This window comes from Brenneria tiliae (assembly GCF_023347575.1).
Classification (GTDB): Bacteria; Pseudomonadota; Gammaproteobacteria; order Enterobacterales; family Enterobacteriaceae; genus Brenneria; species Brenneria corticis.
Map to the genome: position 1 here is coordinate 124,302 of NZ_JAKPCB010000101.1, position 21,862 is coordinate 146,163.

Genomic DNA, 21,862 nt, shown 5'->3' on the forward strand with positions numbered 1-21,862 from the left:
ACCAAAACAGAAGGAAGTTAATTATGGCAACACCTGTAATTTCTGGCGACGGCATTTTTTCTCATGTATTCATCGGCGCGTCGAATGTCGAAAAATCCGCCGCGTTTTACGATGCCGTTCTGGGTACTCTTGGCATCAAAAATCTCGGGCCTTTTGGCAATGGCTGGGTGCTCTATGGTCGCGAAAAGCCGGCATTCATTATTGCGCGACCAGGAAACGGTGAAGTGCCTTCAGGCAATGGTGTGACTATCGGCTTCGCTGCAGCAAGTCAGGAAGAAGTTGACGCTTTCCATGCCGCAGGTCTTGCTCATGGTGGTACTGACGAAGGGCAGCCAGGGCCGCGCGGCCATTTGCCCGGCGCCTATGCTGCCTACCTGCGTGATCCGGCAGGTAACAAAATCACGGCCTACACGTTCATCTGACGTCTGGATAACCAGATACCTCCCCTGACCTCGGTCAGGGGAATTAACCATGAGACAATGGCTGATGGAACTCATTGAAAAACATGCCAGCTTTGGTGGCTGGCAAAACGTGTACCGGCATTATTCACAATCCCTCAGTTGTGACATAAATGTTAGCGTTTATCTCCCCCCCAAAGCAGAAACAGAAAAATTGCCGGTGCTGTACTGGCTCTCAGGGCTGACCTGTACTGAGCAGAATGTCATCACGAAATCTGGTATGCAGCGTTATGCGGCCCGGCACAACATCATCGTCGTTGCCCCGGATACCAGTCCCCGGGGTAATAATGTCGCGGATGCCGATAGCTACGATCTTGGCCAGGGTGCCGGTTTTTATCTTAACGCCACGGAGCTGCCGTGGAAGACACATTACAGGATGTATGACTATATTCTGAGTGAGCTTCCGGATGCAGTCATGAACCATTTTCCGACAACGAAAAGGAAATCTATATCCGGTCATTCCATGGGGGGATTAGGCGCACTGGTTCTTGCTCTGCGTAATCCCGGTGAATATGTGAGTGTATCAGCATTTTCCCCGATCGTATCACCCTCTCAGGTGCCGTGGGGACAACAGGCCTTTTCCGCCTATCTGGGAGAAAACAGAAAAGCGTGGGAAGACTATGATCCTGTTAGCCTCATTTTACAGGGTAAACGAGTTTCGGAAATTCTTATAGATCAGGGACTGAACGACGCTTTTTATGAAGAGCAGTTGCGAACCAAAAGTCTTGAGAGAATATGCAATGAGATGAATATTAATGCGACGATCCGTTATCACAATGGTTATGATCACAGCTATTATTTCATTTCCACCTTTATTGGTGAACACATTGCCTATCATGCCAACAGACTAAGGCTGATCGGGTGATTTGATTTCCTTCCACAGATATGGTTCATGCTCAGGCCTGTACAGTGTACAGGCTCAATACCAGCGACCTTTCCCCTCTGATCCGGCAAACGTATGGGGATCAGTCAGGCGTGGCGCACCATCGTGTTGCTTTGCCCGGACGAAAGCATCACGAAATTATTGCCGGGTAAGATCAAAAATGATGACGGACACGGCCATGGACACAAAAATCCCTGGCTCTCGATGGAAGCGAATAAACATCAATAGAACAAAAAATCCCGCATAACAAGGAACTATGCGGGATCAGTGGAAGTAAGTGGACGCTTACAGACTCAGCGTTACGCGATGCAGAAAGTGGCGTTGTGGTTTATCCGTTTGATTTATGATGATGTTTGTTGGTGCGTTTTTGTGAGATGGGCACATTTATGGACACAAAAAATGAATCATGAATAATCTATTGAATCTCATAGTTTTTCAGATTCCGATGAGTGTTTTTCAGCGAATAAACAGTCGCGCCAGACAGTGACCATCAGCTTGATGCGACAAATATCGCTTGTCAGCTGGGCGAATTGACGTAGTCGCCATTCGGCGTGGCAATTACCGTGATTCGCGCTGATGGCAAGTTAGCCTTCTCACCAAGACAGGAAGCATCCCCTGCGCTTCACCCCTATCTGACCATTATGTGGATGGATTATGGTGACGCGCATGGTGGAGGCTTCCTTTAGAATCAAACGCCAAGCCGTTGCAACTGAGTGGTTCTTGGTGGCAGCCCGCGAGGGATAAAACCTTCCTTGCGTAACCAGGAAAGCCACGGCTTGAGATCGGATGGTGAGAAGCGAGCTTTACGCTCGTGCCAGTTTTCACGCATGTCCGTAATGATCTGCTCATCTGTAGGCTGGACGCTGTCGATCAGGAAATCGTTCCAGACGGCGAACAGCGTGGCGATGATTTCAACCTCTTCGGTTTTTTTGTCGGCCAGCGCGTAGATCAGGCGATCAAACTCAGCCTTCTGCTCAGACGACATCAGTTTTTCGGCCTTTGCTGATGGCTCTGTCAATGCCGACAGGCAGCGGTATTCCGTCTTTTTTCTGCCGCTTGCCAAAGTCTTTTCATTGACCACGAACCAACCCTTGTTTTGACCTTGTCGCTCGAAATCATAAATCCAGATATCCAGTGGACCGGCGGCTTCACGCTCAGGTTTCAGATCCAGTTCTAGACCGATATGCGCTTGCGCTAGATACATCACCTTGGCGGCAGCCGTTCGACCGAAATATTGGGCGTTGGCGAGTTTGTTGATCGCATAACATCCAATGGAGGTGCGGTAGGTCGTCAGGTCAATTACTTGGTCTTTTGAAAGCAACTCTGGTTGGTTTTTTTCCTCTGTGTTGCTTTGCAATTGGGCGTGCATCAGAGCATTCAGCAATTTATCTTGTTTGCTGACTGTGGTGTCAATCTGTTGATCCAGTTCATCACAAAGCGCCATTAGTTCATTGATTTTGGCGACGATGCGATTTTGCTCGGCAATAGGAGGAAGCGGAACAGGAAGAAGACTTATTGTCTCCCTACTCACGTTCTTCATGGAACTGCTGGTTCCAGATGCATTTCCCATATAGTAGGTGCGTGAATATGGAACACCGTTAACCATGTTAACAAACGCCTTATTTACGCTATTGCTCAGCCTAAATCTGACGATCTTGTCGCTCATCATCAGGTGAGGTGGAGTTTCTTCAACGACTACGCTTCGCGCAACGAGTTCATCCGTATTCGCTCGTGATATGAGGAAATCGCCACACTTGACTTCGCACTCCATCCTTGGGGCCAGCGACGCTGGAAGTGCCTTATTCTCGTGCGGATTGAATTTTCCCCAAGAGACGGCACTGACTTTAAGAACGCCCCACTCTTGGTCTTTGCGCATTTCCGGGAGACACTGAGGACTCCATCCCGAATCACTCGACAAGGCGAGATAGCCTAGCCGGCTCCATTCCCACCCTTGCGGTAAAACATAAGGCTTTTCTTCCTCTGTTACCGATTGTAATCGCTTAGGCTTCTTGATCTTTCCTGTCTCCACTAGTCGTTGCTTCTCGACTTCGATTTCTTTCAGCAGTTCGCTGGCAGGCTGGTCGTTTGGGTTCTGTGGAACGAGTTTGCCCATGACCCCCAGTTGCAGGATGGCCTTGCGCAGTTCGGCGACGTTTTCCTTGACGGTATAGAGCTCGCCGAAGTGTTTGGCGAGGAAGGCTCGGGCGTGTCGGTGTTGATCGGGTTCGGTGATGTTCAGTAACTGCCTGATGGCGGCGGCATGGACGGTCAGGCGCTTTTCCTGCTGTGCGACGCGCAGTTTTTCCAGTTCGTCGCAGCGGGCCATCAGTTCGTCTATTTTGGCGACAATGCGGTGTTGCTCCGATTTTGGAGGCAAAGGTAATTCCAATTTCGTAAACAGCGGCGTTGGCACACGTTTCTGGCCTGCTGAACCTGTCATTCTTGCCGCCATTTTAGAAATGAATTTTGGATTTTTTAAAAAGAAGAGGAGATATCGTGGATCAACTGCGTGAAAGGCGTTGCGAAAAATATGAAGTTCGGTTGTTCCCGCGCCAATTCCATTGGGAAGATTAGAAAATACGCAGGATTTTGCATTTTCAAAGCATGGAGTGATCTTGGCCATCCCAACATCACCGTTTGTGAAATGTGTATAGCCTTTTTTAATCTTACTCCATGGACGCTCGTAAAAGGAATGAAATTCCGAGTAACCCTCTTGGATTAGCGGCATGGGCACAAACCCAGCCAACATAGCATCATCTGCGTTGTTGCGAGGGTTGATAAGGCCGATGTTTCCCAATCTCACCCACTCCCACCCCTGCGGCAACGCATAAGGCTTTTCTCCCTCTGTCACTGGCGGCAATGGCTTGGGCTTCCTGATCTTGCCTTCCTTCACCATCCGCTGCTTTTCGGCTTCGATCTCTTTCAGCAGCTCGCTGGCAGGCTGGTCGCTTGGGTCTTGCGGCACCAGCCTGCCCTGCATGGCCAACGTCAGGATCAGTTCGCGTAGCTTTTTGATGCCGTCGGGCGCGGCGAAGGCGGTATCGAAGTGCTTTTCCAACAGTTCGGCGGTGTGCTTATTCATGCTCGCCTCCCAGTTCGCGCTCGATCTGTTCGATGCTGGGCAGGCTGCTTTGCAGGGTTTCCGGCAGTGCGCGTGTAAGTTCGAAGCTGGACACGCCGATGGGTTTTTCCATGCCGCGCAGGGCGTATTCGGCCAGCACGCGGTTGGATTTCTGGCACAGGATCAGGCCGATGGTGGGCTTGTCGGTTTCGTGGCGCAGCTTGTCGTCCACGACATTGCAGTAGAAATTCATCTTGCCGGCATACTCAGGCTTGAAGTCGCCGCGTTTGAGGTCGATGACCACGTAGCAACGCAGTTTAAGGTGATAGAACAGCAGATCGATGTAGAAATCGTCTCCGCCAAGATCAAGATGGAACTGCCGCCCGACGAAGGCGAAGCCCTGTCCCAATTCCAGCAGGAATTTTTCCAGATGGCCGATCAGGCCGGTTTCCAGCTCGCGCTCATGAAAGCCTGCTTCCAGCGTCAGGAAGTCAAATAGGTAAGGGTCCTTGAGAGTTTGCTGCACAAGGTCGGAATCCGAAGGGGGTAGGCGTAGCGCGAAGTTACTAGCGGCCTTGCCCTGCCGCTGATGCGCGTCGGTTTCGATCTGCATCAACAGGATGTTTCGGCTCCAGCCGTTCTCAATGGCGGCGCGCATGTACCACTGGCGCGTGGCCGGATCCTTGACTTTGGCGATTAGCTCGGCATGGTGGCCCCAGGGCAAGGACAGCAGAAGATCGGTTGGGAATATGGGGGTGGCATCTGCTGGTGGAACCGGATCTTCGCAGCTTTGTGCCACAGCCTGTGGCCCTTTTCCCTTGGTGGCGATCCGTGCCACGGCTTGTGGCACTTTCTCGGCGCTCTCGACGCAGGTGGCTAGATGCGGATACTCGCGGTAGAAGGCCAGCATGCGCTTGATGTTACGTTCCGAAAAGCCTTTTTCTTCCGGCAATTCGTTATGCAGGTCTTTCGCCAGCCGGGGGATGACGGCGGCGCCCCAGCCTTCTTGTTTCTGGCGTTGGTCGATCAGAGCGCCGATGTCCCAGTACAGGCGGAGCAGTTCAGCGTTGACCGCCAGCATGGCTCGTACCTGGGCATGACGGACTCGTTGCTTGATGTCGGTTAGCAATGCGGGGTAGTTGGCTGGCAAGTGTGCGTTCATGACTGTTCCCCGCTGGTGGCCTTGAGCGCGGCCAGCAGTTGGTTTTTCAGCGCCTGTTGAGCGGTCTGCAACTGGCGGGTGATGTCTTGATATTCGGCCATAAGCTCATCAGGGTCGCCGAGTTTGACGTCGACTTGGCACGGATTCTTGCTGTCCAGGTTGTAATTGCGGGCGGCAAGTTCTTTTGCTGAAATCTTCCAGGCATGCTCGGTAGTCTTGCGTCCCTTACGCTGCGGGCCGCCCCACCAGGCTTTCTCGCGCTCGAATTCCTCGATGGTCAGCGGCTTGGAACGGGAATAGCTTTTGTAGCCTTCCGGGTAGGGGTGCTCGAAGAACCATACATCTTGCGTGGGCCCACCTTTCTCAAAGAACAAGATGTTGGTGGCGATGCTGGTGTAGGGAGCGAACACCCCCTTTGGAAGGCGAACAACGGTGTGCAGGTTGAAGTCTTCCAGCAGCTCGCGCTTGAGGGTGGTTTTTACCCCCTCTCCAAACAGGAAGCCGTCCGGTAACACCACGGCGGCTCGGCTTGTGTCGTGCTTGAGCAGATGCATGATCAGCGCCATGAACAGGTCGGCGGTTTCGCGGGTCTGGTGCTTGGCGAGGAAGTTCTTCTCGATGCCGTCTTCTTCCATACCGCCGAACGGAGGATTGGTGATGATAACGTCCACCCGGTCGCGCGGGCCGTAGTCCTTGAAGGGGCGGGCCAGGGTGTTGTCGTGGCGAATGCGGGAAGGCACGTCGATACCGTGCAGCATCATGTTGGTCATCGCCAGCATGTGCGGCAGGGGTTTCTTCTCGACGCCATGGATGTTCTCTTGCAGCAGTCGGTTGTCTTCCGGTGTCTTGACCTGCTTCTGGAGATGCTCGATGGTGCAGGTCAGGAAGCCGCCCGTGCCGCAAGCCGGGTCGAGGATGCTTTCGCCAAGTTTCGGGTCGAGGATATCGACCATAAACTGTGTGACCGCTCGTGGGGTATAGTACTCACCGGCATTGCCGGCCGATTGCAGATCGGCGAGGATTTTCTCGTAGATGTCGTTGAACAGGTGTCTATCGCTGGACTTGTTGAAATCCACGTCCTCTTCGATGGTGTTGATCACCTGGCGCAGCAGCGTGCCGGATTTCATGTAGTTGTAGGCATCCTCGAACACCGAGCCGATCACCCGACCCTGCGCGGAGACGCCCGCCTTGTAGGCAAGCTGCTTCAAGGCGGGAAAGAGGTCGTTGTTAACGAAATCGATCAGTTCTTCGCCGGTCATGCCTTCCGGATCCTTGGCCCAATTGCTCCAGCGAAAACGGCTTTGCAGCGGCGAGCGGTAGCTGGACTGAGTCAGTTCCCACTCCTGTTCCTTGTCGTCGAAAATCTTTAAAAACAACAACCAGCAGATCTGGCTGATGCGCTGGGCGTCACCATCGACGCCGACATCTTTGCGCATAATGTCTTGGATAGCTTTGATTAGAGTTGCAAGTGACATGGATACTTCCTAGTTCTAGTTCTGATTCAGGCGCGATAGAGTTCTTGTTCAAGCTCGCTGATGGCCTGTTGGTATTGAATTTTGCCGCCAAAGGCACGCACCAGTTCGAGCGGCGTACCCAAGCTGTTGAATGGGGCGATGGCGAGGATCTGTGTTTCCTCAATGGTGGCCACGCCTTCATCGGCATATTTGTCGAGCAGGGCTTCGAGTACCTTCTGCGCCTGCTCGCCATACTTGGCGAAATAATGGCGCTTTTTGACTTGCTCAGCGCGTTCTTTGCGCGTGAGCGGGGGTTGATCCCAAGCCACATGGCATAGTAAATCAAAGGGATCGAAATCCTTGCCGGATTGCTTGTCCACCTCTTCGGCCAACGCTTCGAAAAAGATCCCCTGGTTGGCCAGTTCGTCGATGATGGTTTGTTTCTTCTCGGCCTTGCTCCAGTGGCGCAGGAAATCGTCGAGCGAGGCGAATTCTTTGGCTAAGGTATTGCGGGTGTAGTCCTTCAAGGACTCGGTGATCAGCTTGCCGTTGGCGTCGAAGTACTGAACCCGTTCGGCCACCACCTTCACTTCGACATTGGCGACAATATAGCGGCGCACCCCACCGCCGCCTTCGCCTGGGAGAGGTTCAGCGACACCACCGGATGGCGTCGGGTTGTCGTCCGGCATTGGGTAGGGGAAGTCTTCGTCAGTGGAACCCTCCTCATCCTCTTCTTCAGGGGGAAGCGGTGAGTCGGCGGGGCCTGGCTCATAAATCTGCACGGGATCGCCGTCAAAGGTTGGGTCGGCAAAAAGCTCGGTCGCTTTCTTGAAATCGAGGATGGTGAACCAATATTTATCGAAATCCTCGTTAATGCGAGTACCCCGGCCGATGATCTGCTTGAACTCGGTCATCGACTGGATGCGTTGATCCAGCACGATAAGTTTGCAGGTCTGGGCATCGACGCCTGTGGTCATCAACTTGGAGGTAGTGGCGATGACCGGGTATTTGCTTTCCGGGAAGATGAAGTTGTCCAGCTCCATCTTTCCTTCTTCATTATCGCCGGTGATGCGCACGACGTAGCGATGATTCTGCGCGACCAGGTCGGCGTTTTCATTGACCAAGGCCTGGCGCATGCGTTCGGCATGGTCGATGTTGTCGCAGAAAACGATGGTCTTGTCGAAGCGGTTACTGGCTTTCAGGTACTCGCTGATTTTGCGTGCCACCAGTTGTGTCCGTTGTTCCAGCACTAGCGTGCGATCGAAGTCACGCTGGTTGTAGATGCGGTCTTCGATCTCGTTACCGTGTTTGTCGAGCATGCCTTTGTCGGGACGCCAGCCGGCCAGGTCTTTGTCGAAATCGATGCGTACCACTTTGTAGGGGGCGAGGAAGCCATCATCAATGCCCTGACGTAGCGAATATGTGTAGATGGGATCGCCGAAATAGTTGATGTTGGAAACTTCCTTGGTTTCCTTCGGCGTGGCGGTCAGGCCGATCTGGGTGGCGGAATGAAAATACTCCAGGATTTCACGCCAGGCGGAGTCCGCTGAGGCACTGCCCCGGTGGCATTCGTCGATGACGATTAGATCGAAGAATTCCGGACTGAACTGCTTATAGATGTTCTTTTCTTCTTCATGACCGGTCACGGCTTGGTAAAGCGACAGGTAGATCTCATAAGACTTGTTGGCTTGCCGTTTATGGATTTTGGTCATCGCTGCACCGAACGGCTTGAAGTCGTTGGTCATGGTCTGATCGATCAGGATGTTGCGATCGGCCAGGAATAGGATGCGTTTCTTGGCTCGCGACCTCCACTGGCGCCAGATGATCTGGAAAGCGGTATAGGTTTTGCCGGTACCCGTGGCCATCACCAGCAGGATGCGTTTTTGTCCCTTGGCAATCGCCTCGATGGTTTTGTTGATGGCGAGCAATTGGTAGTAGCGAGGTGTCTTGTTGCTGCCGTCGCTATAGTAGTCTTGGGCAACCAGCGTTTGTTGCTGCGTGTCCAGCCCCTGATGTTCTGTCCACCATTGCCACAGGGTCTCGGCGCTGGGGAATTCATCCAGGCTCAGTTCGCGTTCGATGATGCCATCTTTCGCGATCTTGTTGTGGAACAGGAAGCCGTCGCCATTGCTGCTGAACACGAAAGGTACTTGCAGCATTTCAGCGTAGCCGAGGGCCTGTTGCATGCCCGCGCCGATGGCATGCTTGTTGTCCTTGGCTTCGATGATGGCGATGGGTAGGTTTGGCTTGTGGAATAACACATAGTCGGCGCGTTTGTGCTGGCCACGAGTATGTAGTTTGCCGCGCACGATGATACGCCCCTTGGTCAGCAGGAATTCTTCGCGTACTTGGGTCAGGACGTCCCATCCGGCCTTTTCCAGAGCCGGCGTGATGAATTTTGTGCAGATGTCGCGTTCGCTGAGCGCCTGCTTATTCATAGGATGTTATTTCTTCCATGCTGGTTTCCCCTTACGCCTTATATTTGGCACCTTACGGCCACAAAGTTCAGCCAGTCCTGTCAGTGACTTGGGTTGTTTGTCGTGGATCCTGCGCCGCAGACGGCGGTTGTTGTTCGAGAGCACTACGGCCAGCAATGCCAGAGAGGGCAAACAAACGATTGGCGTCTCTCGCTCCCCTGCGTGGGCGGTCTGTTCGGCCGTCGACAATGCAACGCTTCATGATCACGAGTCCAATGACATGTTGGCCAATGATTGTATCAGCGTGTGTTCATCGCCGTCGATCAGAAATGCCCGGCAAGGCGCGACAGTCTTGTAATTTCCCAGCTCACGATGTATGCTCATTTTCTATACAATCCATATCCCAACAACATCCCACGTTGCCACGACCTTCCAGGCAACGCACAGGCCAAACCTGTGTGGTCGACGCCCAACCCGCTAACGCTACCGGCAGCGCGGGTGGCCGCTCCGGCGGTGGTAGCGACCTTTTTTTCCTGCGCCATCATGGCTGCATCTCTGTTTTTCTCTTAGCGTGTTTACGGCTTTCGTCAGCCCGAAATCGTGCGTCCTGTTTTATCTCAATGCTGCGTTATCTCTGACGCACGCCCTGCTTTTACCAATCGTTCGGAACTGGCGCAGCCTGTGGGCGTGGCCTTTTATTGCCTCAGCTTAGTTTATCCATGAGGCAGCAACGTCACTTCGTCCGCAGCGCGGCTCGAAGTGACGTTGCCCCGGCCGCCGCGCCAGCGCTTGTGCTGTCTCGCTTTCTGACGCGACCTGTCATCTGACGCCCTGTTGGCTGCGTCAACATTTATCAACCATTCAACTAAGGAGGACTGAACCGATACCTGAAGGCAGGCTTTCAGCCTGGGGAACGTTCCTGCTAACGCAGGCGGTTGCACTGAGTGCATAACCGGTTCCCGTGATACCCAAACCCCAGACACTCCGGCGCACAGGTATTGTTCAGCACGGCATAGGTTCGCCCTGTGCCGCAGGCAACCTCGCGCCGAAGACTGAGGTAAACGCTATGTCACAGTTAACTCGTGAGATGCAGAAACTGGCCCGGCGGGCCGCTGGTAGTTACAAAACCGTTCACGATCGGCTGAAAATGGCCGAGCGGATCGGCCGTCATCTGCTGTCGCTGAATATTCAGGTACGCTCGGTACAGCATCTGAAAGCGAAACATATTGAGAGTTACATCGCCGACCGTCTTACGCAGGGAATATCGCTGCGTACGTTGCACAATGAGATGGCGGCGGTGCGAGTTATTCTGCGTGAGGCCGGGCGGGAAATACTGGCGGGATCCGAACGGATTAGCAATAAAGCGCTGGGATTAGGTGGTGCCAGCCGGAGCGGCACGCGCGCCGCCATTACCCCGGAGCATTATCAGGTCGTTCTGACCACCCTGCGGCAAAAAGATGCCGGCGTAGCCGTCACGCTGCAACTGGCCCGGCTAATGGGCCTGCGCTCGCAGGAGGCGGTGCAGTGCTCGCAGTCGCTATCCTATTGGGCCGCGGCGCTGGCCAGGGGCGACGAACGTCTGCCGGTTGTCTACGGCACCAAAGGCGGGCGTCCGCGCCAGACCATGGTGTTGAACCGTGAGGCCGTGACGCAGGTTGTCCGTGAAGCGTTAGCAATTGCCGCTACGCGTAACGGCCGCCTGATTGACAAACCCGACCTGAAAACCGCCATGAATCGATGGCATTACCAAACCACTTCGGCCGGTCTGAAAGGACAATATTCCCCGCACAGTCTGCGTTATGCCTGGGCTCAGGATGCCATTCGCCATTACCGGCAGCAGGGCTTCAGCCGCAGGGAAGCCTATGCGCTGACATCAATGGATTTAGGCCATGGAGACGGACGCGGGCGCTACATCCGGCAGGTGTACGGGCAGGAGGTGGCGCAATGACGGGTAAGTTTGTTACTGAGATAACCCATAGCGCTTGTTATCGCTGGCCTGCCGTTCTTTCTGCGTTAAATATCCGCGTTCCGGCCCACCATCGACACGGTCCTTGCCCGATTTGTGGCGGTAAAGACCGTTTTCGTTTCGATGACCTTGAAGGCCGGGGCACCTGGTTCTGCAATCAGTGCCGGGCCGGTGACGGTCTGGATCTGGTGGCGAAAGTGCATCAGTGCTCCCTGACGGAGGCGGCAAAGCTGGTCGCCTCGGTGGAAGACAGGCAGGCAATATCGCCAGCCAGGGGAAAAGCGCAATCTTCACCGCCAGATATCAGCGAGAAGGTTTCAGCGTTGCTGTCCCGCTGTGCCTGTGGTGAGTCGCCTTATTTGCAGGCTAAGGGGTATCAACGAAGTGAGCACGTACTGACAGAGGGCGCACCAGTGCATATTGCCGATGCCGTTTTTGGGCCGGGTTCGCTGGTGTTAACGCTTCGGGATAGCGAAGGTGATGTGACCGGCGCGCAGCTTATCAGTCCCGCAGGCGATAAACGTCTGCTGCCCGGTTCGCGGCTAAAAGGCTGTTTTATTGCTTTGCCTGCCGGTGAAGATCATTCTGACATCGCCATCGCCGAAGGTTACGCTACGGCGCTGGCGGTTCAGTCTCTGACAGGAGCTGCAACCTATGCAGCCTTGTCGGCGAATAACCTGCTGCATGTCGCCCGATCCTTACGTGAAAAAAATCCTCATGCCCGCCTTATCCTGGCTGGCGATAACGACAATGGCACAGGTGAAAATACCGGCCGGAAACAGGCCGAATATGCCGCCCGACAGGTGAACGGTTTTGCCGTATTGCCGCCCGGCGATATCGCCGCCGACTGGGACGATTATCTGCGTCATAACGGCCGTGACGTTGCCCGGCGCACTTTTTACCGCCAGCTTTCTTCCATGGAGATGCCCATTATGACTCCCGATGACCATGAGCTCGTCTTTACCTCCACGCTGCCGCTGCGCCGGGGCTCTGAGGGCTACGATGCCCGGCAGGATTACCTGATTAAGGGGCATCTCGCCGGTCATTCGCTATGCAGCATCTACGGGGCCAGCGGGTCGTATAAATCGTTTCTGGCGGTATCCTGGGCCTGCCATATCGCCACCGGTAAACCGTGGGCCAACCGGCTGGTCAATCAGGGCGCAGTGATTTATGTGGTGGGTGAAGGCGGTATCGGCGTGCCGCGGCGGATCCGCGCCTGGGAGCAGACGCTGAACGGCAGCAGCCCTGTTGATACCCTGTTTCGGGTCGATTGTCCGGTATTTCCGGCCAGTAGCGAGAGTGTAAAGCAGGTAATACAGGCGGCGAATGACGTTAAACGAGAGACCGGGATGCCGGTCCGGTTGATTATTCTCGATACGCTGGCCCGCTGCTTTGGCGGTTCAGATGAGAACACGGCTAAGGATATGGGCGCATTTATTCAGGGGTGCGATGCCATCAAGGCCGCTACGCAGGCATCGGTGTTGATCGTTCATCATTCCGGCAAAGATCTGGAGCGGGGCGCGCGCGGCTCCAGCGCGTTTCAGGCCGCGCTGGATGCGGAGTTCAACGTCCGGCGGGAAAGTAACGGCAATGCGCTGGTATTGAGCTGTACCAAAATGAAAGATGCCGAACCGCCCGCGCCGGCGGCTTACGACCTGACGCCGGTTACGGTCTATGTTGATGAGGACGGCGAGCCGGTTGATTCGCTGGTGCTGAACGACCAGCCGAGGGAACTCCGGGACGGAACCGATGCTTACCCGGAGTTGGCCGGTATCCCCCATCTGACCGTCAATCACATCGCTGTCTGGCAGGCTCTTAAGGCGCGCGAAGTCTGTACCCGATCGCAGTTGCGCGACGATCTGCGCGTAAAAGGGATGAATGTGGATAAAAAGTTTACCCGCTGGCTGCTCAAGCTGGAGAAAGACGGCCTGATTGAGCTGGAGGGAGAAACGATCCGCCTTGCCGGGTATCTGGGGGAATAAACGGGAACATGGTGGTACTGATGGGGGGATCCGGCCCAAAAAAACCGGATCCCCCCACTTCCCGCCTGTATACGACGCCCAGGTGGGGGGAATCGCTCAATGCTGCGCTATGACTAGCCTGAGCAGGGATATGTCTGTTTTCAGTGGGGGCAAAAGTGTGGCGCTGGCGGGTCAAAGGAAAATGGGGGAAATCACGCCTGACGAGGCCGTTCAGCCCGGCTTTTCACCAGCGCCAGAATTTCTGGTTTCTCCTCAGGCGACAGAGCCTGAAATACCAGTATCAGTTCGGCTAGTTCATTATCGGCGGTGTAAAAATAGGCTAACGGTACGCCCAGCACGTCCGCCAGCAGTTGAATCGTCTCGGTGTTGGCTTCATGCACGCCTCTTTCGTAACGATTGATGCGGGGGCTAGCGACAAATTCATCGATCCCGGCCTCAATGCCGAGCTGTTTTTGCGATAGCCCTTTCGCCAGACGCGCCTGCTTAAGCCGCTGACAGAAAATGTCGTGATAATTGGGTTTGCTCTTCATGGCTACGAGAATCGTAGTTTTTGCTTGAGCGTGATACTACGAATAACGTAGTATTGAGTTGTGCATGTTCCTTTTACGACGAAAGGTTAGGGGGTCACATGAAAAACGACTGGCATCAGGCAGATATTATCGCCGCCTTGCGCAAACAGGGCACAACAATGGCTGCGCTTTCCCGCTCCGCCGGATTGAGTTCATCCACGCTGGCAAATGTGCTGACACGCCCGTGGCCGAAAGGCGAATGGTTAATCGCTGACGCTTTGGGCATTCATCCTGCCGAGATCTGGCCGAGCCGTTACTACGATGGGGTGGGGAAACTCATCGACCGAAAGGTGAAAATCAGAGGGAAGCGGCCTGAGTAACGCGATCGCATTACTTTGTTCATTGGCTATCGAGCGAAGCAAGTAGCCTGGTTTGTTGCGCGGCAGGCAGTTCGGAGAATTTCAGGATCATCTTAGCCAGATTATCGTCGTCCGCGTAGAAGTACGCCAGCGGGACATGTAACGCCTGCGCCAGACGGCTGGCTGTCATTATATTGGCTTCGTGGACGCCTTTCTCGTAGCGGTTAATGCGCGCGCTGGCAACGAACTCATCAATGCCGGCGGCGATACCCAGCCCTTTCTGGGATAGCCCCCGCAACTGCCGGGCATCCTTTAAACGTTTGCTGAAAATATCGCTGCGTGATCGAGGTGTGTTCATAACTACGATAGTCGTAGTTATGAGGAGTTGCAGATACTACGAACATCGTAGTTTTTCTTTGATGATCACTATCACTGAGGTATGAATAAACTACATGTAGTGTTTTTAAATTAAAAAATGATCAACATGTTGATTTTTTCTGTTCTGTGGTGGTAATTTATACAGTGTCATGAATACTTATTAAGGAGGTGATCCATGACCGGTAAAAATCAGCATGTTATCAAACGTGAAGACGGATGGGCTGTACGGGGAGAGAATAATACCCGTGATACTTCGCATCATCGTACGCAGCAAGAAGCTTTTGAAGCCGCGCGCGGTATTGCGAAAAATCAAGCGAGTGAGGTCTTCATCCATGGTGAAAATGGAAAAATCCGTGAGCGTAATACTTATGGAAAAGATCCCTTTCCGCCAAAGGGCTAATCGCTTATCTATACCTAATCAAAGCCCTCTGTATTGAGGGCTTTTGAAAGGTCAAGGATTACTAATCTGTATCCGCTTTATACGCCTTCCCAAACCGGCCGATAATCACCTTGCGGCCTTCTTCAATCTGCGCATCGACAAAATCCGCCCATGCCTGAAGCATTTCCCGGCGCTGTCCGAGATATTCCGCGCGGTTGTAGACGCCGCGCACGCCTGAAATCTTGTGAGCCAGAGATTTTTCCACCCAATCAGAGTTGTAGCCCTGTTCGTGCAGTAATGTGCTGGCCGTGCGGCGGAAATCATGGATAACGAAATCCCGAACGTCGAGATTCAGCGTGCGCACGGCGGTATTTAAGGTGGTTTTGGAAATAGGGTGGCGATAGTCGTTGCGGCTGGGGAAAACATAGGGTGAGTCGCCAGCCAAAAATTTAAGTTCTTCAAACATTGCCAATGCCTGGCCGGAGAGCGGGACGATATGTGGATTATCCATTTTCATGCGTTCGGCAGGGATGCGCCATTCGGCGGTAACGAAATTGATTTCATCCCATGTCGCTTCAATAAGCTCGCTTTTACGCACCATGCACAAAATCAGCAGATGCAACGCTAACTTATGTCGCCGGTTCATGCCCGAGGTATAAATGCCGCGCAGCAGTATGCCGATCTCTTGTGGCGTCAGCGCCACGTCACGGCTGGTAGCCTGCGCAATATAACGAGCCTCAATGGCCGCGGCGGGATTGTTAAAGATGATGCCGCGCGAGATGGCATAGGCCAGCATACGTTTCAGCACGTTGCGGGTGAGCAGGGCGACGTGGTCCGAACCACGCAGTTTGATGCGATCGATCACCGTCTGTACGTCGGCGGTGGTAAGCGCTTCAAGCTGGATGTGCCCGATAACCGGGATAATGTCTTTATTGATAACTCGGACAAGGTTGCGCGGCTGACGGGTGGTTTTTTCGATAATGTCGGTCAGCCAGCGTTTGGCGAAGGCTTCGACGGTGGTCGGCTCTTTCTGTTTGGCTTTCTCTTCCTTGTGCCGGGCTGACGCCATGGGCAATCATCGAGCGGCATTTTTCACGCCAGAGGCGCGCTTCCGCCAGCGAGAAAGCGGGGTATTCGCCCAGGGTTGCTTTCTGCGACTTGCCATTGAAACGGTAGCGCAAGCGCCAGACCTTGCGGCCCGTGGGCAGTACCTCTATGACCAGCCCGCCGTTGTCGGCAACCTGATATGCCCGACTTTTTGCTGACAGACTTCTGATTTTTGTATCTGAAAGCGCCATATGTACCTCTTTAACGTGTCCATATGTGATGATGGTATCTTTATGTTATGTATGGTTTTTTAGAGTAAAACATGCCTGATGTGTCCATGGTTAGCGAAGTTTGATTGTTTTTTGTACTGCTTCGTGTGTCCATAATACGCAATTTTTTGCTCAAAAAACAACCATGGACACAAGGGAAAAATGACGATGGACACGGCCATGGACACAAAAATCCCTGGCTCTCGATGGAAGCGAATAAACATCAATAGAACAAAAAATCCCGCATAACAAGGAACTATGCGGGATCAGTGGAAGTAAGTGGACGCTTACAGACTCAGCGTTACTTGCCGATGCAGAAGCTGGAAAAAATCCGTCCCAGCAGGTCATCGGAGGTGAATTCGCCGGTGATTTCGCTCAATGCCTGTTGCGCCAGGCGCAGTTCCTCTGCCAATAGCTCTCCGGCGTAAGCGCTCACTAACTGTTCTTTGCCCTGAATCAGATGTTGCGCCGCCTGTTCCAGCGCTTGCAGGTGGCGACGGCGGGCCAGGAAGCCGCCCTCTGTGCTGCTGGTGAATCCCATGCTTTGCTTGAGATGCTCGCGCAATGTCTCTATGCCTTCTCCGGTGCGCGCCGAGAGGCGAATAAGTGAGTAATCACTTACATTTTCAAGCCCCATCGGTTCGCCGGTGATGTCGGCTTTATTGCGCACCACGGTAATCGGCAGGGTTTTGGGTAAGCGGGCCATAAACTCAGGCCAGATGGCCGCGGGCTCCACGGCTTGAGTGGTGGTGCCGTCGACCATAAACAGCACGCGGTCGGCCTGTTCTATTTCCTGCCAGGCGCGTTCGATGCCGATGCGTTCAACCTCGTCATTGGCGTCGCGCAGGCCCGCGGTATCAATGATATGCAGCGGCATTCCGTCGATATGGATATGTTCGCGCAGCACGTCGCGGGTGGTGCCGGCGATATCGGTGACGATCGCCGCTTCCCGCCCGGCCAACGCGTTTAGCAGGCTGGATTTTCCGGCGTTGGGCCGTCCGGCGATCACCACCTTCATGCCTTCGCGCAGCAGGCTGCCCTGATGGGCTTCGACGCGCACCGCGTCCAGGTCGGCCATCACATTGTCGAGCTGCCCTTCAATTTTCCCGTCGGAGAGAAAATCAATTTCCTCATCTGGAAAATCAATCGCCGCCTCAACGTAGATTCTCAGGTGAGTGAGCGCTTCCACCAGATGGTTGATGCGGGCGGAAAACGCCCCCTGCAGCGAATTAAGCGCCGAGCGGGCCGCCTGTTCGGAGCTGGCGTCAATCAGGTCGGCGATGGCTTCCGCCTGCGCCAGGTCGAGTTTGTCGTTCAGGAAGGCGCGTTCGGAAAACTCGCCGGGGCGCGCGATACGCACCTCCGGCAGGGCCAGAATACGTTGCAGCAGCAAATCGAGAATCACCGGGCCGCCGTGCCCCTGCAGCTCCAGCACGTCTTCGCCGGTGAAGGAGTTGGGGCCGGGAAACCACAGGGCGATGCCCTGATCGAGAGGCGTGCCGTCGCTATCGCGAAAGGGCAGATAGTCCGCGTGGCGCGGCCGGGGCAGTTTGCCCAGCACGGCTTGCGCCACGGCAGACGCCGCCCGGCCGGATACGCGTAAAATACCTACCCCGCCGCGTCCCGGTGGCGTGGCTTGGGCTACGATGGTGTCGGTATTGCTCATGGTCGTCTCTGTCTCTCAGGTTATAAAAAAAGGCGGTCATTGACCGCCTTATTCTCAATGATTGTCCATCACCGGGGTTATTTTTTCTCGCGGCTGTGCAAGCCGCGTTTTTCCAGACCACGGTAAATCAACTGCTGCTGAATGATGGTCACCAGGTTGCTGACGATATAGTACAGCACCAGACCCGACGGGAACCACAGGAAGAACACGGTGAAAATCACCGGCATATAAGTCATGATCTTCTGCTGCATCGGGTCGGTGACGGTGGTCGGCGACATCTTCTGGATAAAGAACATCGTCACGCCCATCAGGATCGGCAAAATGTAGTACGGGTCTTGCGCCGACAGGTCGTGGATCCACAGGGCGAACGGCGCATGACGCAGTTCGACGGAGCCCATCAGCATGTAGTACAGCGCCAGGAAGATCGGCATCTGAATCAGCAGCGGGAAGCAGCCGCCCAGCGGGTTTACCTTCTCCGACTTGTACAGCGCCATCATTTCCTGACTCATGCGCTGTTTGTCGTCGCCGATACGCTCGCGCATCGCCGTCAGCTTCGGCTGCAGCATGCGCATTTTCGCCATCGAGGTGTACTGCGCCTTGGTCAGCGGGTACATGATACCGCGCACGATAAAGGTGATGGCGATAATGGAGAAGCCCCAGTTGCCGATAAAGCCGTGCAGGAATTTCAACAGCTTGAACAGCGGCTGAGAAATAAACCACAGCCAGCCGTAATCAACGGTCAGGTCCAGATGCGGCGCGACGGCGGCCATCTTGTCCTGAATTTCCGGGCCGACCCACAGGGTGGCGTTCAGGTTCTGCTGGCTGCCCGGTGTAACAACAACCGGCGCGCCTTTAAAGCCAATCGCCGCCTGCCCGTTGCCGAGATTGCTGGTATAGAAGGTGTTGGCCCCCGCGGTAGTGGGGATCCAGGCGGTGGCGAAGTACTGTTGCAGCATGGCTACCCAGCCGCCGTTGGTGGTGATGTTCAGGTTTTCATCCGTGATATCGCCGAAGCTGTATTTCTTGTACTTGTCTTCGCTGGAGGAGAACGCCGCGCCGCGATAGGTGTGCAGCGCAAAGTTGCTGCTGCCGGTATCGCGGTGCTTGGGCAACTCGACGGACTGTTTCAACTGGCCGAACAGGGTCAGCTCCAGCGGCTGCGCGCTGGCGTTATTGATGTTGTATTCAACGTTCAGCGCGTAGTCGCCGCGTTTCAGGACAAACGTTTTGGTGTAGGTGACGCCGTCAGCCGCGGTATAGGTCAGCGGAATGCGTAATTCGTATTGACCCTCGGCCAGCTCGAAGTGATCCTGAGTGACGGTATACAATGGACGCGGACCGTTAACCGGGTTGTCCGGGCCGTTTTTGCCGGTCAGACCGCTTTGCGCCTGATAGACAAACTCGGGCGAGGTTTCCAGCAGCAGGAAGGGGTTATCGGAACCCAGCGTATCCGGGTAAGCCAGCAGGTGCGCTTGCTCGATGTCGCCGCCGCGGGTATTGATGGTCAGAGACAGCACGTCGGTTTTAACCGTGATCGGTTGACCCTGACCGCTGGCGGGTACGCCCTGGTTGGTAGCATCACCGGAGGCTGCATTCGTCGCCTGCTGTATGGCCTGCGTGGTCACTGGCGGATTTTTGTCCGTTTCCCAGGCCTGCCAGATCATAAAGGTTACGAATAGCAGAGCGATGAGAAGAAGATTGCGTTGCGAATCCATCGTTAATGTTCTCTGTTATTGTCGGTTTTTGGCGGTACGGGATCATCACCACCAGGGTTCAAAGGGTGGCATTTTAATACGCGTTTAAGCGTCAACCAACTGCCTTTTATCATGCCGAACCTGCGTATTGCCTCAATACCGTATTGTGAACACGTCGGCCGGAACCGGCAATGTGGTCCAAGTAACGGACTGATAACGAGTTGATAACCGCGTATCAACCCGATCAGCAGGCGGGAGCCAAACGACAGTGCCGACGCCATAATTTTTCCAACGCTTCCGTCAACGTTCGGTTATCCAGTTCAGACACCCCTTTTTTGGCAATCACCACAAAATCCATTGCGGGCAATGAATGTTGATGCAGGCGAAAGCTTTCGCGCGTCAGGCGTTTAATCCGATTGCGTTCATGAGCACGTTTAACATGCTTTTTGGCGACGGTAAGACCGATGCGGGGATGCCCCAGCGTGTTCAGGCGGCCGAGAATAGTAATTTGCGGCGTGCCAGCCCGTTGCGGCTGCTGGAAGACGAAAGTGAAATGGCTGGGAGTTAACAAGCGTAACTCCCTGGGAAAAGCGAGCTTAACCACTCGGTGGGTTAGCTTTTATTACTTGGAAACGGACAGACGAGTACGGCCTTTCGCACGACGGCGGGCCAGAACCAGACGACCATTTTTGGTGGCCATACGAGCACGGAAACCATGGCTACGGTTACGCTTCAATACGGACGGTTGGAAAGTGCGTTTCATGGCGATTTCTACCTAAACTTGGATAATTAACGGTTTATCCCAGCTTGCGCGGGGAACAAACACAACTTCACAGTAAACGCGTTTGGCTACTCGGCGTGAAAATGACCGACGCCTCAATCGCATATAACAATCATATATAACTGAAAGAGGCGGGATTGTAATAATTGTACAGTCCTGAGTCAATTAACATCACGCGCTACGTGCCAGCCATGCCGATTATTTTTGGATTTCTGTCTGGCCGAGCACAGAAAACAGGCGTGGACGCGCGGGCAGGGAATTATACGGACTCTGTGATAAAGCGCAAGGATCCTGCGACGATCCTGCGGGCGCCGCCGGCAAATAACAAAAGATAAGCGGCAACAGATAATACATTAGCAAAACCAATATATTTTATGGCCGACTCCGCCCGGCGATAAAAATTAAAAACCTTATATTTCAATCGATAAATACCTATACCGTCCCTTTCCCGCCGCCATTCCCCGGCTGATCAAAAAACCCTCATATCGATAGCATTTTTTTTGCTTTGTGCCGGCGATCGTTTGTCTCTATACCTGCGATTATCTTTCGTTCACGTAAAAAAGCAGAGTCGACCATGACAAACAGGGCACTGAGTTTTGTTGGTATCCCCGGCCGTAGCGAGAAACCGCGCCGCGTTGGGTTAACGCTGGCGCGCGATCTGGGGCTGGGTTACGCCGAAGCGGAAAGCTGGATGGAGGCGGTGGGAGAATTTATCGATTATATAAAGATCCGTCATCTATTCGTGCTGCTGATGCGCGACGATCCGCGCGATCTGGTGGTGCGCAAGATCCAGCTTTATCGCCACCATGCCATTGACGTTAATCCCGGCGGGATCGTGTTCGAAATGGCGTGGCTGGATAACGCCGCGCAACCGCTATTCCACCGGCTGGCGCAACTGGGGTTTACGGCGGTGGAGTGCTCGGAAAACATTATTACGCTCACCCTGCAACAGAAGCTGGATGCTATCAGCCAGGCGCGCGCCGCCGGGCTGAAAGTCTTGTTTGAGGTGGGGGAGAAATACCCGACGGATGCCTTTGATGTGCAACAGGCCGCCACGGAAATACTGGCCATGCGCGATGCGGGCTGCGAGCTCTGCATTCTTGAACGTTCGCAGATCGAACAGTGCCTGGGGCCTGACGCCGCCAATCCGCAAGCGGAACGTTTGATCCGGCTCGTCGAGCTGGTCGGACTGGAAAACATCGTGTTTGAAGCCGAATCGACCCTTCACCAGCAGTGGCTGTTCCAGACGTTCGGCGCCGAAGTCAACCTTGGCCCCAACCTTGATAAAGACGTGATCCCCAAACTGGAACCGACCCGGCGCACGCTCAGCCGGGAAGGGGGTTATGGCTATCTGTTCGATAAAATCGCCCAGCGCGAACGGCAGCGGTAATCGCGGA

Annotated in this window: 18 protein-coding genes and 2 pseudogenes; 8 read left to right on the plus strand and 12 right to left on the minus strand. The window is 54.4% G+C overall.

The window, feature by feature from the left end:
- Positions 1 to 23: 23 nt before the first annotated feature.
- Positions 24 to 422, plus strand: a complete 399-nt coding sequence (locus MFP24_RS17520; protein WP_249231573.1) for a VOC family protein — start codon at positions 24 to 26, stop codon at positions 420 to 422.
- A gap of 64 nt (positions 423 to 486) precedes the next feature.
- Positions 487 to 1,323 carry an S-formylglutathione hydrolase gene (gene fghA, locus MFP24_RS17525; protein ID WP_249231792.1) on the plus strand — a complete coding sequence of 279 codons (837 nt, stop codon included), beginning with the start codon at positions 487 to 489 and terminating at the stop codon, positions 1,321 to 1,323.
- A gap of 706 nt (positions 1,324 to 2,029) precedes the next feature.
- Here fghA and MFP24_RS17530 read toward each other — a convergent pair.
- From MFP24_RS17530 to hsdR, 4 genes are read right to left on the minus strand one after another with little or no spacing between them, the layout of a single operon-like run.
- Positions 2,030 to 4,423: a restriction endonuclease subunit S gene (locus tag MFP24_RS17530; RefSeq protein WP_249231574.1), complete on the minus strand. Its 2,394-nt coding sequence runs from the start codon at positions 4,421 to 4,423 to the stop codon at positions 2,030 to 2,032.
- A complete protein-coding gene (locus tag MFP24_RS17535; RefSeq protein WP_249231575.1) occupies positions 4,416 to 5,564 on the minus strand; it encodes a PDDEXK nuclease domain-containing protein in 1,149 nt (382 codons plus the stop codon). Before MFP24_RS17535 ends, MFP24_RS17530 begins: the two co-directional genes overlap by 8 nt.
- The gene (locus tag MFP24_RS17540) at positions 5,561 to 7,039 is read right to left on the minus strand and encodes a type I restriction-modification system subunit M (RefSeq protein ID WP_249231576.1); all 1,479 of its coding nucleotides are present in this window, start codon (positions 7,037 to 7,039) and stop codon (positions 5,561 to 5,563) included. Before MFP24_RS17540 ends, MFP24_RS17535 begins: the two co-directional genes overlap by 4 nt.
- Positions 7,040 to 7,065: 26 nt before the next feature.
- Positions 7,066 to 9,456, minus strand: a complete 2,391-nt coding sequence (hsdR, locus tag MFP24_RS17545) for an EcoAI/FtnUII family type I restriction enzme subunit R (protein ID WP_249231577.1) — start codon at positions 9,454 to 9,456, stop codon at positions 7,066 to 7,068.
- 1,045 nt (positions 9,457 to 10,501) lie between these two features.
- Between hsdR and MFP24_RS17550 the strand changes: the two genes are divergently transcribed.
- From MFP24_RS17550 to MFP24_RS24105, 3 genes and pseudogenes are all read left to right on the plus strand, one after another.
- Positions 10,502 to 11,383 carry an integrase domain-containing protein gene (locus MFP24_RS17550; protein ID WP_249231578.1) on the plus strand — a complete coding sequence of 294 codons (882 nt, stop codon included), beginning with the start codon at positions 10,502 to 10,504 and terminating at the stop codon, positions 11,381 to 11,383.
- Positions 11,380 to 12,270 (plus strand): annotated as a pseudogene (locus MFP24_RS24100) (primase-helicase zinc-binding domain-containing protein); the annotation flags it as partial. The gene MFP24_RS17550 and the pseudogene MFP24_RS24100, both read left to right, overlap by 4 nt.
- 48 nt (positions 12,271 to 12,318) lie before the next feature.
- Complete coding sequence (locus MFP24_RS24105) at positions 12,319 to 13,383, plus strand: helicase RepA family protein (RefSeq protein ID WP_318011347.1); 1,065 nt, start codon at positions 12,319 to 12,321, stop codon at positions 13,381 to 13,383.
- 191 nt (positions 13,384 to 13,574) lie between these two features.
- On the opposite strand, the gene MFP24_RS17560 is transcribed toward MFP24_RS24105, so the two are convergent.
- Positions 13,575 to 13,913 (minus strand): helix-turn-helix domain-containing protein, encoded by a 339-nt coding sequence (locus MFP24_RS17560; protein ID WP_249231579.1) that lies wholly within the window; start codon positions 13,911 to 13,913, stop codon positions 13,575 to 13,577.
- A gap of 98 nt (positions 13,914 to 14,011) precedes the next feature.
- Here MFP24_RS17560 and MFP24_RS17565 point away from each other — a divergent pair, with 98 nt between their 5' ends.
- The gene (locus MFP24_RS17565; protein WP_112104264.1) at positions 14,012 to 14,272 is read left to right on the plus strand and encodes a helix-turn-helix domain-containing protein; all 261 of its coding nucleotides are present in this window, start codon (positions 14,012 to 14,014) and stop codon (positions 14,270 to 14,272) included.
- A gap of 19 nt (positions 14,273 to 14,291) precedes the next feature.
- Here MFP24_RS17565 and MFP24_RS17570 read toward each other — a convergent pair whose 3' ends face one another.
- Complete coding sequence (locus tag MFP24_RS17570; protein WP_038924379.1) at positions 14,292 to 14,609, minus strand: helix-turn-helix domain-containing protein; 318 nt, start codon at positions 14,607 to 14,609, stop codon at positions 14,292 to 14,294.
- Between the two features lie 195 nt (positions 14,610 to 14,804).
- Between MFP24_RS17570 and MFP24_RS17575 the strand changes: the two genes are divergently transcribed.
- Complete coding sequence (locus MFP24_RS17575) at positions 14,805 to 15,029, plus strand: DUF2188 domain-containing protein (protein ID WP_249231580.1); 225 nt, start codon at positions 14,805 to 14,807, stop codon at positions 15,027 to 15,029.
- Positions 15,030 to 15,090: 61 nt separating this feature from the next.
- Here the strand turns inward: MFP24_RS17575 and MFP24_RS17580 are convergent.
- The 6 genes and pseudogenes from MFP24_RS17580 to rpmH form a co-directional block, all read right to left on the minus strand.
- A pseudogene (locus tag MFP24_RS17580) lies at positions 15,091 to 16,306 on the minus strand (tyrosine-type recombinase/integrase).
- 319 nt (positions 16,307 to 16,625) lie between these two features.
- Positions 16,626 to 17,990, minus strand: coding sequence for a tRNA uridine-5-carboxymethylaminomethyl(34) synthesis GTPase MnmE (mnmE, locus tag MFP24_RS17585; RefSeq protein ID WP_249231581.1), 1,365 nt, complete (start codon positions 17,988 to 17,990; stop codon positions 16,626 to 16,628).
- 77 nt (positions 17,991 to 18,067) lie between these two features.
- Entirely contained in the window at positions 18,068 to 19,705 is a 1,638-nt protein-coding gene (gene yidC / locus MFP24_RS17590; RefSeq protein ID WP_249231582.1) for a membrane protein insertase YidC, read from the minus strand.
- Between the two features lie 2 nt (positions 19,706 to 19,707).
- On the minus strand, positions 19,708 to 19,965 hold the full coding sequence (gene yidD / locus MFP24_RS17595) for a membrane protein insertion efficiency factor YidD (RefSeq protein WP_009115145.1): 258 nt from the start codon (positions 19,963 to 19,965) through the stop codon (positions 19,708 to 19,710).
- Entirely contained in the window at positions 19,929 to 20,288 is a 360-nt protein-coding gene (gene rnpA / locus MFP24_RS17600; RefSeq protein ID WP_009115146.1) for a ribonuclease P protein component, read from the minus strand. Before rnpA ends, yidD begins: the two co-directional genes overlap by 37 nt.
- 18 nt (positions 20,289 to 20,306) lie before the next feature.
- A complete protein-coding gene (gene rpmH / locus MFP24_RS17605) occupies positions 20,307 to 20,447 on the minus strand; it encodes a 50S ribosomal protein L34 (protein ID WP_009115147.1) in 141 nt (46 codons plus the stop codon).
- Positions 20,448 to 21,039: 592 nt separating this feature from the next.
- On the opposite strand from rpmH, the gene MFP24_RS17610 reads away from it, so the two are divergent.
- Entirely contained in the window at positions 21,040 to 21,855 is an 816-nt protein-coding gene (locus MFP24_RS17610) for a phosphosulfolactate synthase (RefSeq protein WP_249231583.1), read from the plus strand.
- The last annotated feature ends 7 nt before the right edge of the window (positions 21,856 to 21,862 follow it).